This window comes from Ruegeria sp. AB9 (genome assembly GCF_056542585.1).
In genome coordinates this window covers 80,259-96,846 of the sequence record NZ_JBQGAA010000007.1, presented here as the reverse complement: position 1 = coordinate 96,846, position 16,588 = coordinate 80,259, and the positions used below count along the sequence as shown (strand labels likewise).

Genomic DNA, 16,588 nt, shown 5'->3' with positions numbered 1-16,588 from the left:
GCCGCCTCCGGCGGAGATATTTTGGCCAGATGAAAAGCGGATCAGATGCATCTTCCGCCATCGACCTCGAGCGCCGTGCCCGTGATCATGCCGGCCTCATCCGAACATAGAAAACAGGCGGCATTGGCCATGTCTTCAGGGGTTGAAAAACGGCCCAATGGGATGGTCGACAGGAACTTGGCACGGATCTCAGGAGTGTCTTCGCCCATGAAGGATTTCAATAGCGGCGTTTCGCCCGCCACCGGGCAAATCGCATTCACACGCACTCCGGTGGGGGCCAGCTCGACCGCCATCGTTTTGGTTGCTGTAATCATCCATCCCTTGGAGGCGTTGTACCAATTCAGGTTGGGGCGAGGCGACAGGCCAGCGGTGGAAGCCACATTCAGAATTGCGCCTGATCCGCGTGCCTTCATATGCGGAACCAGCGCACGGGCGGTCAGATAGACAGACTTCATGTTTACATTGAAGACGCGGTCAAAGTCCTCCTCGCTGACATCTTCCAGCGGTGTTGGCAGATGGGTGACGCCTGCATTGTTCACCAGGATGTCCAGCTGCCCGAACGAGGCGAGTGCAGAATCCGCCATCTTTTCAACAGAGGCACCGTCGCTGACATCGACCTGCTGCGCCACAGCGTTGGGACCAAGCTGTGCCGCCAGGTCTTCTGCCGCCCCGCCATTGATATCCGCAATCATGACCCTTGCGCCTTCAGCCAGGAATTTGCTTACGATCCCCGCACCAAACCCGGATGCTCCGCCAGTGACGATTGCGGTTTTTCCCTCCAGCCTCATGGCGTTATCCTCCTACCTCATTTGGCGGTCAGACTATCAACGCCCGGACAAGATGCCAGATCAATCTTCGGACACTTTGCCCCGCAATGCCTTGACGTCGCCGCGCGCTTTCTTCGCGGCAAGCCGACGCTTGACCGAGCCAAAGGTGGGTTTCGTTGCAATGCGCCGCTTGGGTTTGACAAGCGCGCGGGTGATCAACTCAGCCAGTCTGGTACGCGCAATTTCCCGGTTGCGGGCCTGGGAACGTGTTTCTTCACACTGAATGATGATCGCGCCATCCTTGGTCCAGCGCCGCCCGGCCAGCCGTTTCAGCCTGTTTTTGACCGGATCAGGCAAAGAAGGTGAGCGCGCGGCTTCGAACCGCAACTCAACAGCGGTCGAGACCTTATTCACATTTTGCCCACCGGGACCCGACGAGCGGACAAAACTCTCGGTCATTTCCCAGTCTTGCAGAGCAATATCGTCGGTGATGCGCAACATGGGTGCGACCTTACAAGGGCCTTAGGGAAACAGAAAGGGCCGCCCCGGTGGGACAGCCCTTCGAAAGTTCAGGAGGTCGGGTCGGTTAGATCAATCGACCAGCCGGAGCGAGCGCTCCGCCAAGGGCTGCCCTAACAGGCGATCCCCCCGGTTGTTCCGACACCTCTCTCCAATCTCTTTCTCGACACTGGATCACCTCCTTATCTATCTGTTGCGGTTAACAAGGATGGTGACACAACTTGTGCCATTCTCAAAGCACTTTTTTAGGCGGGCTGCGCAGTCAGGCGGGCAACGATCACCTTGAACGGGACCAGGGCGATCAGTGCCAGCGACAGTTTCACCAACCAGTCGGCGAATGCCAGCGTCACCCAGAGCGGTGCCATCGGGCCGGACAGCATGAATGGCACAGGTTCCCACGCCCAATTGATCGCGGCATCTGCGTTGGCACCGAAGAAGGTGACCGAGGCTGAGAAGGCTATGGTAAAGAACAGTGCGGTATCAAGTGCCGACCCCACCAGCGTCGAGACCAGCGGCGCGCGCCACCAGCGTCCACCGCGCAGTGAATTGAAGATTGTAACATCGGTCAGTTGCGCGATCAGGAAGGCGGTACCGGATGCTACGGCAATACGCAGCGGCACGGCTGCATAGGTGAAACCGTCTCCCTGCAGCATGATCTGGCTACCGATCAGCGAGCAAATGATACCAGTGACAAAACCGGCGAACACGACCTTGCGGGCCGGACCCACCCCATAGACGCGATTCATGATGTCGGTGACCAGAAAGGCCAGCGGATAAGTGAAAGCACCCCAGGTCAACAACCCGTCGAGGATCAGGAACTGGACCAGAATGTTCGAGGCCACGACAATGGCGGCCATGGCAATGATGCCGGGAATGTAAGCGCGTTGCATGTTTTGATGCCCGTTTTGACAAGGTAGCGGCGACTTGGCCAAGGGCTCGTCCCAAGGCAAGCCGTGCGTTTAGACCTTCATCTGCCTCGTGTCAATCGGGCAGCAGGTATTCGACCAGCTCAGTCCGTTGCAGCGCCAGAAAGTTGTCATCCGATATCATCGTGGCCCGCAAATGACCCTGATCATCGCGCCAGACTGACAAACCTTCGAGGTTGTCATGAGCACCTGTTCCTGTCTCAAAAAGGGTTTCCTCGGCGTTTGGCACGTCATCCGCCAGATCCCATCGCCGCAGACGCGAGCGAAACCCGATAAATGAGAGCTTACGCTCCAACAGATAAAACCGCCCGTCAGGACCAAAGTCAGCGGCAACGGGCCTGAACCCACCTTGCTGCGGTAGGACAAATGGTGTCGACCAGACATCGCCGTTCCAGCGATAAACGGGTATGTCCCCACGTTCGGTGCGGTTTTTTTCCGGCAGCGTATACAGCCGGCCGCTTGCATCGATGGCCAGACTTTCGAACGAGCCATTGCCGACAAGGTCGTCAAAGGCCCGCGGGCGCGGTAAGACGCGCGCCTTTGTGCCCGGAGCGGGGTAATAAGCGACACGGTGCACCCCTTCGAATGAAATGTAGAACCCACCGTCGAGAGCCGCCGCAATCCCTTCGGAATCGCCAACACTCCCTGACATGACGCGCCCTTCGCTGGACAGAACCGGCCATTGTCCCAAAATGCGAATGCCGGCGATTTCGCCTCCGTGACGCTCAATGCGCGCCGTCACTAAATTTGCCCGGTCGCTGAGCGCAATCAACCGTTGCCCAGTGTCCGAGATGTGAAGCGCTGAGAACCCACCAAACCCATCCGCCTGATGACGCCAGGCAAAACTGTTTTGGTGAGTGGCAGCCTTTACATCCACTCCCAGGGCCGCCGAAGCCAGAAACAGCGCTGCAGTCAGTTGGATTGCAAGACAGCGGTGCATTGTTTTGGCAAATCAGCCAGAACATATTCCCGGCGTTTCTTGGGCGGCGGCGCGTTCGGGTCGGGCGGCGGCGGGTTCAGGATGTTTCGCACCCATTGTTGCGCCTCGGCGCAGCCATCGCCCTTGGGCGGCGCATCCTGGTTGACGCAACCCTTTGAGCCCCTCGGGCATTTCAAACGCACATGGAAGTGATAGTGATGCCCCCACCAAGGCCTGATCTTGCGCAGGTACGCGCGGTTGCCTTTTTCATCGTTGCACATCTGAACTTTGGCACCAGGGAACACGAAGATACGCGCCACGCGTTTGTCCTTTGCAGCTTCGCGCAGCACTGCGTGGTGCTGTTTGGTCCAGTTGCCGTTGACGTAAGCTCCATTCGAGCGGCGCAGCGATATGGACGAGATATTCTCGCGCGCCTTGCGCGAGAGGCGCATGTTATCACCCGGAAGCATCCAGATATCGATATCCAGCCCCAGCTGATGAGAGCGGTGGCCCGAGGTCATTGGCCCACCCCGCGGCTGGCTGATATCCCCGATATAGAGACCGTTCCAACCCGGCTGTTTTGCCGCAAACCGGCTGAGGTCCTGCACGTAATCGATCGCCTCGGGATGCCCCCAGTTGCGATTGCGCGACAACCGCATTGCCTGCCACGTGGGCCCGGTTTCGGGCAATTGTACCGATCCGGCCGCACATCCGCGCGAATAACTGCCGAAAGCAGCCGCTTTTTGTTGCGAGCTTAACTTCTGTGCCCCGAACAACTGTTTTGCCAAAGGCTGCGCAGCGGCCGTATTCGCCAGCGCCATGATTGCCAGTAGTGCCAAAAAACGTAGTAAAATCATCTGCTCTGATCCCCTTCAGGTCTGACCCAGCGCATCAGGAATAGCCCCAGAATAAACAACAGAATGATCGGTGACACCCCCAGACGCGCACTGCCGGTCACAGTTGTTGCAACTCCGATCAGCAAAGGTGCCGCAAAAGCGGTCGCGCGTCCGGATAAGCCGTAGAGGCCAAAGCTTTCCACCGGGGTTTCGGGGTCGGTGTGGCGCACCATCATCGAACGGCTGGCAGATTGTAAAATACCGCCCATGCCACCGATCAACACGCCGCACCCAAAGAAGACCAGGTCTGGCAGGGTGGAACCCTCGGACAATCTGATGCCATAGATCTGCGTCCGATCCATCATCACTACGGTGACGCAAACAAAGATCAGCACCCAGATCGCCACCAATATCACCGGTTTGGGGCCGTATTTCTTATCCGCCTTGCCCCCAATCCATGCAAAGATGGCCGAGGCCAGAACGCTGACGATCCCGAAGATACCGATCTTGATCAGATCCCACTCCAACACCAGCCGCGCATAAACACCACCGAAACTGTACAACCCGTTCAGCGCATCGCGGTAGAACATAGACGAGCCAAGATAAGTAGCCAGACTTACGCGATGGCGGAGATTAGAAACTGATTTTGCCAACAAACGCAGCGCCTCACCCACACTGCCCTTCGTGTTCGTCGTCTCATCGTCGCGAACCCACAAGAAATAGGGAACCATGAACAGAATAAACCACGCTGCCGTGAAAGGACCGACAAAACGTGTACCTTCCCGAGCTGTGGCATCCAGACCAAGGGCGGGTTCCATTCCGATCAGTGTTTTGCCGTTGGGTTGTTCGACAAACAGCGCCAACATGATCGCCAAGGAAATCAATCCACCGAAGTAGCCGAAGGCAAAGCCCGAGCCCGAAATCTCTCCCACTTCACTGTCATCGCCAAGATCAGGCAGCTGTGAGTTGATGAAGATCAGCGCATATTCCGCGCCCACAAATCCCAGACCAAAGGCGGACAGCATCAGCCACATGTTCGAGCCGTCGGGCATCGTGTACCAAAGCGCGGCAGAACCGACCGCATACATGGCTGAAAAAGCAAAGATCCACGGGATGCGTCGCCCTGACACGTCCGCCATTGCCCCCAACAAAGGGGCGCCAAAAGCGATGATCAGGCCGGTGATCGTCAGGCAATTCGCCCAGACAACCTGAGCGCGCGCCGCAGCCTGCTGCGCATCCAGCCCTTCATTTGTGAAATACCCGGCCGCGACGCCCGCGAAGTAAGGGCCAAAGACAAACGTGACCAGCAAAGTGTGATAGGGCTGACTGGCCCAGTCAAAGAACCACCAGCCCCAAATGCGCTTGCGCTTGGAAATCTCTGCCATCTCTGCCCCTGTTTATCGTTACTTTTATAAGACGGGGCTTTAGCCCAATTCGCAAGCATTGAGTTCAGCGCACTTGCTCTTTGCTGTCTTGGTGCTTAGGTCTCGGCCAACAAGAAAACGGAGAACCTATGCTGTCGCTGATCCAAATCCTGCTGCTGATCCTGGACATTGTCTGGTTCATCATTCTGGCCCATGTGATCATGAGCTGGCTGATCAACTTTCAGGTGCTCAATCTGCACCAACAGCTGGTCGCGCAAATCTGGTACGGGCTGAACCGTTTGTTAGAGCCGATCTATGGCCCGATCCGACGTATCCTTCCGAACATGGGTGGCTTGGACCTTACGCCTCTGGTCGTGCTGATCGGGGTTTATGCGCTACGGATCATCCTGATCAATAACGCGGTCTATTTCTACTGACCTCTTGTTCACCGAATCTTAGTATGTGATTGTCCTGTCTTAAGAGCAGATAATCTTAAAACAGGGTCGCCCCACACATGTTCGACGCCGCGCCTTTGCTGCGAGATGTCTTTGGATTCGACGACTTCCGCCCCGGGCAGGAAGAGATTGTCGATTCCGTGAGCGCGGGCGAAAACGTTCTGGCCATCATGCCGACGGGGGGCGGTAAATCCCTGTGTTTTCAGCTACCTGCCCTATTGCGTGACGGAGTGACCGTGGTGATCTCACCTCTGATCGCCCTGATGCGCGATCAGGTACGCGGGTTGCAGGAAGCCGGCGTCGAGGCCGGGGCGCTTACATCCGGCAACACCCCTGAGGAAACCGATGCGGTGTGGGACGCGCTGGAAGCCGGTCGGCTGAAGCTGCTCTATATGGCCCCCGAACGTCTGGCCGCGGGTTCGGCGCTGGGAATGCTGCGCCGGATCAATGTCAGCCTGATTGCGGTGGACGAGGCGCATTGTGTCAGCCAATGGGGTCACGATTTCCGCCCTGATTATTTGCGGATCGGAGAGTTGCGGCGTGCATTGGACGTGCCGCTGGCTGCTTTCACAGCGACGGCAGATGCCGAGACACAGGACGAGATCGTCGAAAAGCTGTTTGACGGTACCGAACCCCGCAAGTTCCTGCGCGGGTTCGACAGACCCAACATACACTTGGCATTTGCTGCCAAGGACGGGCCGCGCAAGCAGATCCTTGATTTCGCCGCCGCGCGCAAAGGGCAATCCGGCATCGTTTATTGCGGCACTAGGAACAAGACCGAAGTACTGGCGCAAGCCTTGCGCGCAGAAGGCCACACCGCCTGTCATTATCACGGTGGCATGGAAGCTGAAGATCGCCGTATCGTCGAAACCCGTTTCGCACGCGAGGACGGGCTGATCGTGGTAGCCACCGTTGCCTTCGGAATGGGTATCGACAAGCCGGATATCCGCTGGGTTGCCCATGCGGACCTGCCGAAATCGATCGAGGCCTATTATCAGGAAATCGGCCGCGCCGGGCGCGACGGCGGGCCCGCCGAAACTCTGACCCTGTTCGGTCCCGACGACATCCGCCTGCGGCGGTCACAGATCGACGAAGGTCTTGCGCCTCATGAGCGGCGCATGGCCGATCATGCAAGGCTGAACGCTTTGCTGGGCTTGGCTGAAGCGCTGGAATGTCGCCGCCAGACACTGCTGAGTTATTTCGGAGAGCTGGCCGCGCCCTGTGGGAAATGCGATCTGTGCGATACCCCGCCCGAGGTGTTTGACGGGACAACCCCTGTCCGCATGGCCCTGTCCGCGATCCTGCGCACCGAGGAGTGGTTCGGCAGCGGTCATCTGATCGACATCCTTCTGGCAATTGAAACCGACAAGATCCGCGCACGCCGTCACGATAACTTGTCTACCTGGGGCATCGGCAAAGAATGGTCGCGCGCGCAATGGCAAGCCATCTTCCGCCAGATGATGGGGCACGATCTGGTGCGCCCCGATCCCGAACGTCACGGCGCCCTGCGCATGACCGAGGCAGCCAAACCAATTCTAAAAGGCGAAGCACAGATCAACCTGCGCAAGGACACGCTGCGCAAGGCAACACGCCGGCCTGCCGTGAAAGCCATGGTCTCCGAAGAGGATGCACCGCTGCTGTCGGCCCTCAAAGCCAAGCGACGCGCTTTGGCAGAATCCGCGCGGGTCCCGGCATATGTCATTTTTCCGGATCGCACTCTGATCGAAATGGCCGAAAATCGCCCCATGACTTTGGACGACATGGCCCGGATCGGTGGGGTCGGCGCGAAAAAACTGGAGCGTTATGGCAACACTTTCCTTGAAGTGATCGCAGGAACGGTCGAAGCCGTTCACCCGGCGCGCCGCAAACTGGCTGGGCGTGATCAGGGCGAAATATACGACCGCTTGCTGGAAGTTCAGTCTCAATTGTCCCGCGGGATTGACGGGATAGACAAACCACTCACCTGCTCGGCCTCACAATTGGCGAAGGTTGCACAGATGCGCCCTGACGACCTGCGCGGGATTGAACAGGTGCTCGGCAACCGACGTCACGAAAGGTTTGGCACTGCCTTTCTGGACGTGCTGCGAGAGGCGGGCTAGATACGCCAGAGCAGGTAAGAAAAGAGGGCGGATATGCTGGTAGTGATTTCCCCAGCCAAACGGTTGGATTGGGCAGAGCGGAATATTAAAGCCACACAGCCCGATTTTCAGGATGACGCGATCAGACTGTCCAAAACCGCACGCAATCTGACCCTTGGCGAGCTGAAAAAGTTGATGGATCTGAGCGATGATTTGGCACGTCTGAATCGCGACCGATATCGCGCTTTTACGGACGCGCCAGACGCCAAAGCAACACGCCCGGCCGCGCTCGCTTTCGCGGGTGACACCTATCAGGGGCTGGAAGCAACATCGCTGGATGCCGACGAATTGGCATGGGCACAGGATCATCTGCGCATTCTCTCGGGCCTCTACGGTGTATTGCGGCCACTCGATGCGATACAGCCCTACAGATTGGAAATGGGCAGCAGGCTGAAAACCCGGCGTGGCAAGAACCTTTATGAATATTGGCGCGACCAATTGAGCAAAGCTCTGAACACGCAAGGCGACGAGGTCGGTAGCAACGTTCTGATTAACTGCGCCAGTCAGGAGTATTTCAGTGCCGTGGACCCGAAAGCTCTGAAACTGCGCGTCATCACGCCGGTGTTCATGGAAGACAAGAATGGCACCCCGAAGATCGTGAGCTTTTTTGCCAAAAAGGCGCGCGGTGCGATGGCGCGCTATATCATTCAGCACCGCCTGACTGATCCCAAAGCTCTGCTCGATTTCGATACAGGCGGCTATGAATATCGTGCTGAACTGTCGGAAGAGGATAAACCCGTTTTTGTTCGACCATATACAGCCTGAGATTCCGGCAGCTTGACCGATAGAATCTGCAACTGGGGTCGTAGATTGCGAACCTGAGCGAGGGGCCAGCCCCTCGCGCTTCCCGAGGTATTTTTAACCAGATGAAGAGGGATCCTGTTTGCGGTTGCACATGGGGAAGAGTTCCTGGACGAGTTGATTGTCCACAACGCTGCTTACCCCGTCAGGTTGATGTTGCAGGATCATCTGATGAATGTGGTTTTTGTGCAGCGGTTTCGTCATGTAGTGATCCATGCCTGCAGACAGGATGCCCTGATCATCACCGGCCATGGCATGAGCCGTCAAGGCAACAATCGGGACATGACGCCCTGTTTCGATCTCAAGCCTGCGGATTTCAGTGGTGGCCTGTTTGCCGTCCATCTTCGGCATGGAAATATCCATGAAGATCAAATCCGGATCGAACTCCTGAAAGATCTCAACGGCTTCAACCCCATTGGACGCAAATCGAAGGTCTATGTGCAGGTCCTTGACCATCTTTTTCAGGATCAACTGATTGGTGTGGTTGTCCTCTGCCGCGAGAATCTTCATACGCCTTGTTTCCGACCTCGTAGATTCGGCTTTATTAGAGACGTAACTTCGTTGCGTTGGGCGACACTCGGGCGGCGAAGAGCCATTAAGAGCCACGAGCCTGCAGTACAACTCGGCCCTGGGGATTGGCTTCTGCAAAACACCGTCGATCAGGTCGCGGGCAGGATGCGTGTGGATCAGAGAAGGATTCGCAGACATCACGATGACCGGGGCAGCGCCCCACCCGCGGTCCTTGAGAGTGACGGCAAGGTCCAGCCCGTCCATGTCCGGCAGATCATGATCGCACAGGACAAGTTCAATCGCGTCATGCATTTCTGCCAGTGCCTCGGCCCCTGACGCACAGACCGTCACGTCAGCCACCAACCGGCCAAGCTGTTTTGCCAAAATGGCGCGGTTTACGGCCAAATCCTCGACTACCATGACGTGTTTCACGCAATCTGCCAGTTTCGGAGGTTCGGGTTGTGGACCTTCCGCAGTGGGCAACGACACACGAAAGCCGAAACAGGAACCCTGCCCCGGTTCGCTTTCTACCCAAACCGACCCGCCCATCATGGTGATCAGACGCTTGGAGATAGCAAGACCCAACCCGGTGCCCTCAAATTGGCGATTGCGCTCGTCTTCGACTTGATTGAACTCACCAAAAATGTGGCTGATTTTCTCCGCATCAATGCCGATTCCCGTATCTTCAATGGCGATATGGATGTCGCAGGTTTGTGTATGAGAATGCGGAACGCCAGTCACACGAACCAATACATGCCCGTCCGTGGTGAACTTGACCGCGTTTCCGACCAGATTGGTCAGCACCTGGCGCATTCGTCCAGGATCACCAATAAAAAGGGTGGGCAGGAACAGGTCGTAGTCCACAAGCAATGTAAGCCCTTTGTCCCGTACGCTGGGTTGCAGCAGCATCGCGACCTCAAGGATGCAACGCTCCAGATCGAAAGGTTCGGGGTATAGAACCAGCCTATCGGCCTCGATCTTGGAATAATCAAGCACATCGTTGATGATAACCAACAACGCCTCACCCGAGTTGCGGATAGTGTTGACGTAGAGCCGCTGTTCTTCATCCAGAGGAGATTCATTCAGCAATTCGGTCATACCGACGATACCATTCATCGGCGTGCGGATTTCGTGGCTCATGTTGGCCAGAAAGGCTGATTTGGCCCGACTGGCTGCTTCGGCCCGTTCGCGCGCTGCCTTCAGCTCTGTTTCGTGCCGGACCGACGCGGTGATGTTCAGCGCAAGACTTACAACATCACCACCGCTGCCTCGCTGATCGATCAGGCGGATGTAATGGCCGTTCCACAATTGCATGACGATCGGAGGTGGACTTGCACGACCCCAGCGCGCCTGCATTCTGGCCTGCCATTCCTCGGCGGATTCGTCGCCAGTATCGACTATGCCTTCTATGGTCAGCAGCTGCAGAATTCGCTGGTAGGAAATTCCGGGCACGACTTCATCCAAGCCTTCAAAAACGCCCAGATATGCAGCGTTCGCGCTGATCAGCCTGCTGTCACCATCAAAAAAGGCAAACCCGTCCTGAATGGTCTGGATCGAATGCCAAAGGCGACGCTCAGCGACTTCGATCTTGGCATGAGCAACAGTCAGATCGGATTTTACCTTCTCGTTTTCATCGCGAACGGTTTCAACCTCGGCTTGCGTTTCGCCGATACGTCTGGTCAGAGCCATCGCGTGCTGGCCCAGTTTGCGATTGGCCGCCGAAAGTTCGGCCTGTTTCAGGGCCAGCATACGCTCGGCGGCCAGACGCGCGCGCCGTTCCTGTGCCAGTTTGTTTGCAAGACTCATGGTGATCGATTCCGAGACGTTCAAATCCCAGCATCCCTGCAGAGAATGAAAATCTGTTTAAGCCGTTGCGCTACAGGCACGCGCCATGCAAGGCTAAGCTCAAAGAGGAGGGCACCATGCACCGCTTTGTTTTTATTTCAATAGCTTACATCTTTTCACTTCTGATCTTTCCCGCTGCCGTTCTGGCACAGAGCGCGGTGCCTGAATTCCGCTATGTCGCCTCTCGGGACACAGATTTTTATGGCTCGGATCTGGACGCTCTGTTCGACACCGATTTGAAGTCCTGCATTCAGGCCTGCTCGGCCAATGCACAATGTACGGCATTCACCTATAACACCCGGTCCGATGCCTGCTTTCCCAAAAGTGGCGTGAATCGGCACGAGGCGTATCAAGGGGCCTTGTCTGCGCAAAAAGTACCAAATTTCGATCAGGCACTAACATTGGGAAAAACACGCGCTGAGGCATTGAGTGTCCTTAGCCCAGCCGATCTGGGTCGATCTAAAGAACAAGCCCGAGATTTGGGGTTCCTGCACCCGGCAGGTGGGTACGATCTACAAACAGTTCTGGATGCGGCGCGCAACGCGGGCAGTGCCATACAAGCGATACAGTGGACTGGTGTCGCCGTGTCGCTTGGCGACACCCCGGATCTTTGGGTGGAATATGCGCGCCTGCTGCTGACCATGAACCCGTCGGATTGGAGCGAGCGACGCGATCTGCACAACCGCGCACTGCATGCGGCAATCAATGGCTATCTGCGCGCCGACGCTCCCGGCACTCAGATTGCTGCCCTGATGACACTGGCGGAAGCCTTGGAAAAGGTTGAGCGCGGGCGCGACATGATCCCTGTTCTTCGGTTGGCCGAGCAGGTGCAGCCACGCGAAGACGTGCTGGCCGCACTGAGCAAGGCCATTGGAAAATACGGCTTCCGCGTGGTGGACAGTTCAGTGGAAAGCGATGCGGCTGCCCCCAGGATTTGTATCGAGTTCTCGGAACCGCTGGTCAAGGCCGGGGTCGATTACGATCCCTTCATTCAGCGCAACGACGACGGTTTGGTGGTGCAAGCCGAGGACAGACAGCTCTGCGTCGACGGAGTTGCGCATGGGCAGCGCTATCGCCTGACGCTGCGCAAAGGCTTGCCCGCCGCCTCGGGCGAAGCCTTAAACCGCAATGTTGAACTGATCCATTACGTGCGCGACCGAACACCTGCGGTTCGGTTTCCCGGGCGCAGCTACGTCCTTCCGAAATCTGTCGATGCGGCCCTGCCGGTTGAAACGGTCAATGTCACCAAACTGGACCTGATCCTGCGGCGGGTCAGTGACCGGAACCTGCTGCGCGCGGTGCAGCAGGATTTCTTTGGCCGCCCGCTCAGCGAATGGCAGGAAGAAGAATTCTCGGACGAGATTGCCCAGGACATCTGGACCGGTACCGCAGAGGTTTCAAACCAGTTGAATCAGACCATGACGGCGCGTCTGCCCATGACCGAAGCCATCGCCGATCAACCCGCGGGCATCTATGCATTGACCGCCCGTGTTCCGGGGGCCGACTCCTATGACGACCCCGGCCCCACACAATGGTTTGTACTATCTGATCTGGGGATCAGCACCGCGCTTGGCACAGATGGGTTACACGTGACCGTGCGCGGGCTAAGCGATGCAGCGCCGCGCGAAGGGATCGAGGTTTCGCTGGTCACAAAGGCAAACGCTGTCATCGCAGCGGCGCAGACCGATGAAACCGGCTATGTGAGGTTTGAACCCGGCCTGACCCGCGGCAAGGGGGCCAGTGCGCCTGCATTGGTAATGGCCGCCGCGGGCGACAGCGATTTCAGCTTTTTATCCCTGACCGATCCTGCCTTTGACCTGTCGGATCGCGGCGTTGAAGGGCGCGCGCCGGCGGGGCCGGTCGATGTCTTTCTGACCACCGACCGAGGCGCTTATCGGGCCGGAGAGGTGATCCACGTCATTGCCCTGTCTCGTGATGGTGAGGCGCAGGCCATTGAAGGCCTGCCACTGACCGCGATCCTGTATCGCCCGGACGGGGTAGAATACCGAAGGTCTGTCTCGGATGGCGGTGTTGCCGGGGGGCATGTCTTTGCCCTGCCTGTCGCTGCAGACGTACCGCGTGGAGCATGGAAGATTGAGATCAAGTCCGATCCCAAAGGTGATGCGCTGGCACGTCAGACAGTGTTGGTGGAAGACTTCCTGCCCGAGCGTATCGATTTCGACCTGACCCTGCCCAACGCGCCGCTGCGCCCCGGCGATAGTCCGCCGCTTTCTATCGATGCGCGCTACCTCTTTGGTGCGCCGGGGTCTGACCTAAGCATCGACGGTCAGGTCATTGCGCGCCCGACCGACGCAGTGCCGGGTTATGAAGGGTATCGCTTTGGCCGCTACGATTCAGAGACCTCAATCAAGAGCAGCTATTTTGGTGACATGCGGACTGACACGGCGGGCCAAGCTACAATCGCAGTCGAAATCCCCGTGTTAGAGACTGATGGCAAGCCGATTGAGGCTGAAATCATCGCCCGACTGGCCGATGGCTCCGGCCGTCCGGTTGAACGCCGCGTGACGGCACCCGTTCTGCCGCCACAACCTGTGATCGGTGTCAAACCCATGTTCGACGAAGTTATTCCTGAAGGCACCGAGGCCGCGTTTCAGATCGTCGGCCTCGCCCCCGATCTGACCCCCAGTCCGATGCGTTTGCGCTGGACGCTGAACAAGATTGAAATGCGCTACCAATGGTATCAGCTTTACGGCGATTGGAATTGGGAGCCAACAACGCGCCGCACCCGCGTCGCCACGGGAGAAGTTGATGTCACTACAGATCCTCTGACTTTGACACAGCCGGTGGATTGGGGCCGCTATGAACTGGTGGTACAACGCATTGGCGGTACTTATGCCGAAACTGCTGTCGACTTCTATGCGGGTTGGTATCAGGCTGCAGATGCCTCGACCACGCCGGACCGGCTCGAAATGTCGCTGGATCGTGACACATATCAGGCGGGAGATACGGCGCAGTTGCGGATCGTCCCGCGCATGGCGGGTGTCGCCCAGATCGAAGTCCTTTCAAACCGGTTGATTCATCGTCAGATGGTTGAAGTGCCAAAAGGTGAAACCCTGATCCCCATTGAGGTTACGCAAGATTGGGGCGCAGGTGCTTATGTCACTGCCACAGTTATTCGCCCAATGGATGTTGCCGCTGGCCAGAATCCGGCGCGTGCGATGGGCGTGACCCATGCCACCATCGATCCAGCGGATCAAAAACTATCCGTAGCCATTGATGTGCCCGAGGTGACGTCGCCGCGTCAAACGCAAAAAGCCCGTGTTAGGGTCGAAAATTCTTCGAACAGTGATCCGGTCTGGCTGACCCTGGCTGCTGTGGATGTGGGCATTCTGAACCTGACAGGATTCGAAAGCCCCGACCCACAGGGGTATTACTTCGGACAACGCCGTCTGGGCGTGGATCTGAGAGACGTCTATGGGCGGCTGATCGACGGCATGAACGGAGACATGGGCACAGTTCGCTCCGGCGGTGACAATGACAACGGGATGCGCCGCCAATCTCCTCCACCGACGCAAGACTTGATGGCTGTGTTCAGCGGCCCGGTAGAGGTCGGCGCAGATGGAGAGGTTGAGGTCGACATCCCTCTGCCCGCCTTCAACGGCACCGTCCGGCTGATGGCCGTCGCCTGGTCGCCCAAAGCTGTTGGTCAGGCCGAGACTGAGATGATCGTCCGCGATCCTGTGGTCGTCACCGCCAGCCTTCCGCGGTTCCTGGCCCCCGGTGATCAAAGTCGGATGCTGCTTGAGATTGTCCACGCCGATGGCACACCCGGAGAAATGGCACTTGGTCTGACCGCATCCAACGGATTGCAACTGGGCGCGGCACCAAACAGTTTTGTGCTGGAGGACGGTGGCAAGGCGGTGTTCGAGATTCCGATCACGGCCAATTCTATTGGAGACCCCGAAATCAGCGTCTCGATCACCACACCCGATGGGCGCGACCTGTCGCAAACCCTGCGAATGCCTGTGCGGTCCAACGATCCGCTGATTGCCCAGACGCAGCGCTTCGCTTTGGGCGCAGGCGACAGCTTCCTGTTTTCGCAGGACCTGTTTGACGGATTTCACCCCGGCTCAGCCAAAGCGATATTGTCTGCCGGTGCGCTGGCGAAGTTCGACACGCCCGGTCTGCTGGATCAACTGAACCGCTACCCGTATGGCTGCACCGAGCAGATCACCAGCAAAGCCCTTCCGTTGCTCTATCTGTCCTCGGTCGCGCAAGCTTCGGGGCTGGGGGACGGTCCGGCGGTGGATCAGCGCATCACGGATTCAATCCGCAGCATTCTGACCCGTCAGGCCGCAAATGGAGCCTTTGGCCTCTGGCGCGCCGATAGCGGGGATTTCTGGCTGGACGCCTTTGTGACCGACTTCCTGTCCCGCGCCCGCACTCAGGGACATCCTGTGCCTGACCGGGCCTTTGCTCAGGCGATGGATAATCTACGGAACAGGGTCAATTACGCGCCCGATTTTGACGAAGGCGGTCAGGACATCGCTTATGCCCTTATGGTTCTGGCGCGGGAAGGCGCAGCTTCGATGGGCGATCTGCGCTATTACGCGGATGTCAAAGGGGGCGCGTTCGACACCCCCTTGGCAGCAGCACAACTGGGCGCGGCGCTGGCCTCTTACGGAGACCAGACCCGAGCGGATACGATGTTCACCCGTGCCGCACGGATGCTGGATCAGCAACAGGACGGGCAACAGAACGTCTGGCGCGATGACTATGGCAGCCACCTGCGCGACGCGGCCGGTCTGTTGACCCTTGCCGTGGATGCGGGCAGCGAGGCGATTGACCGCGATGTATTGATCCAACGGGTAAGCGCTGGCCGCACGCCATTGTCCACGCAAGAAGCTTCGTGGTCGTTGCTTGCAGCACATGCACTGGATTCTGACCCAACGCGATCGGGCTTGATGGTCAACGGCGCGTCAGTTTCTGGCCCATTTGTTCAGATTGTCCAATCCGGTCAGACGGATGAGGTCAGCATCACAGCCACCGACGGTCAAGCAACGGATATTACACTGACGGTCACGGGCATCCCGGAGATTCCGCCCGAGGCAGGCGGGACCGGTTATGCAATCGAACGGAACTACTATTCGATGGATGGCAAACCGATCGACGCAAGCAGCCTTGCCATGGGTGAGCGGTTCGTCACGGTTCTGACTGTCACGCCGTTCGAAAGCGGAAGCGCGCGCTTGATGGTGGACGATCCACTGGCGGCCGGGATCGAGATCGACAACCCGAGCCTTCTGCGCTTGGGTGATGTCCGGTCTCTGGATTGGCTGAGTCTGTCTGAAGCCACCCATACCGAGTTCCGCTCGGATCGGTTCCTGGCCGCAATTGACTTGTACGGTCGCGAAACTGTGACGCTGGCCTATGTGGCTCGCGCCGTAACGCCGGGGGTTTTCCACCACCCGGCGGCCTCGGTCGAAGATATGTACCGCCCGCAGAACCGTGCGCGCACGGCGACAAGTCGGGTTGAGATTCAGTGATCGG

At 58.0% G+C, this 16,588-nt stretch carries 11 protein-coding genes; 4 read left to right on the top strand and 7 right to left on the bottom strand.

Annotated features, from left to right (window positions below; all coding sequences use genetic code 11):
• Positions 1–41: 41 nt before the first annotated feature.
• From ACR0K5_RS15335 to ACR0K5_RS15310, 6 genes are all read right to left on the bottom strand, one after another.
• On the bottom strand, positions 42–788 hold the full coding sequence (locus ACR0K5_RS15335) for an SDR family oxidoreductase (protein WP_480630523.1): 747 nt from the start codon (positions 786–788) through the stop codon (positions 42–44).
• 60 nt (positions 789–848) lie between these two features.
• Complete coding sequence (arfB, locus tag ACR0K5_RS15330; RefSeq protein ID WP_480630522.1) at positions 849–1,268, bottom strand: alternative ribosome rescue aminoacyl-tRNA hydrolase ArfB; 420 nt, start codon at positions 1,266–1,268, stop codon at positions 849–851.
• Between the two features lie 263 nt (positions 1,269–1,531).
• Positions 1,532–2,176, bottom strand: a complete 645-nt coding sequence (locus tag ACR0K5_RS15325; protein ID WP_480630521.1) for a queuosine precursor transporter — start codon at positions 2,174–2,176, stop codon at positions 1,532–1,534.
• 91 nt (positions 2,177–2,267) lie between these two features.
• Entirely contained in the window at positions 2,268–3,152 is an 885-nt protein-coding gene (locus ACR0K5_RS15320; protein ID WP_480630520.1) for an esterase-like activity of phytase family protein, read from the bottom strand.
• The gene (mepA, locus tag ACR0K5_RS15315; RefSeq protein ID WP_480630519.1) at positions 3,125–3,988 is read right to left on the bottom strand and encodes a penicillin-insensitive murein endopeptidase; all 864 of its coding nucleotides are present in this window, start codon (positions 3,986–3,988) and stop codon (positions 3,125–3,127) included. The genes ACR0K5_RS15320 and mepA overlap by 28 nt, the downstream gene beginning before the upstream one ends.
• On the bottom strand, positions 3,985–5,352 hold the full coding sequence (locus ACR0K5_RS15310; protein ID WP_480630518.1) for an MFS transporter: 1,368 nt from the start codon (positions 5,350–5,352) through the stop codon (positions 3,985–3,987). Before ACR0K5_RS15310 ends, mepA begins: the two co-directional genes overlap by 4 nt.
• Before the next feature lie 128 nt (positions 5,353–5,480).
• Between ACR0K5_RS15310 and ACR0K5_RS15305 the strand changes: the two genes are divergently transcribed.
• From ACR0K5_RS15305 to yaaA, 3 genes are all read left to right on the top strand, one after another.
• A complete protein-coding gene (locus ACR0K5_RS15305; protein ID WP_005980077.1) occupies positions 5,481–5,768 on the top strand; it encodes a YggT family protein in 288 nt (95 codons plus the stop codon).
• Positions 5,769–5,845: 77 nt separating this feature from the next.
• The gene (gene recQ, locus ACR0K5_RS15300) at positions 5,846–7,885 is read left to right on the top strand and encodes a DNA helicase RecQ (protein WP_480630517.1); all 2,040 of its coding nucleotides are present in this window, start codon (positions 5,846–5,848) and stop codon (positions 7,883–7,885) included.
• A gap of 33 nt (positions 7,886–7,918) precedes the next feature.
• The gene (gene yaaA / locus ACR0K5_RS15295; protein WP_480630516.1) at positions 7,919–8,689 is read left to right on the top strand and encodes a peroxide stress protein YaaA; all 771 of its coding nucleotides are present in this window, start codon (positions 7,919–7,921) and stop codon (positions 8,687–8,689) included.
• Between the two features lie 93 nt (positions 8,690–8,782).
• Here the strand turns inward: yaaA and ACR0K5_RS15290 are convergent, their stop codons facing one another.
• A complete protein-coding gene (locus ACR0K5_RS15290; RefSeq protein WP_480630515.1) occupies positions 8,783–11,041 on the bottom strand; it encodes a response regulator in 2,259 nt (752 codons plus the stop codon).
• 116 nt (positions 11,042–11,157) lie between these two features.
• On the opposite strand from ACR0K5_RS15290, the gene ACR0K5_RS15285 reads away from it, so the two are divergent.
• A complete protein-coding gene (locus ACR0K5_RS15285; protein WP_480630514.1) occupies positions 11,158–16,584 on the top strand; it encodes an alpha-2-macroglobulin family protein in 5,427 nt (1,808 codons plus the stop codon).
• The last annotated feature ends 4 nt before the right edge of the window (positions 16,585–16,588 follow it).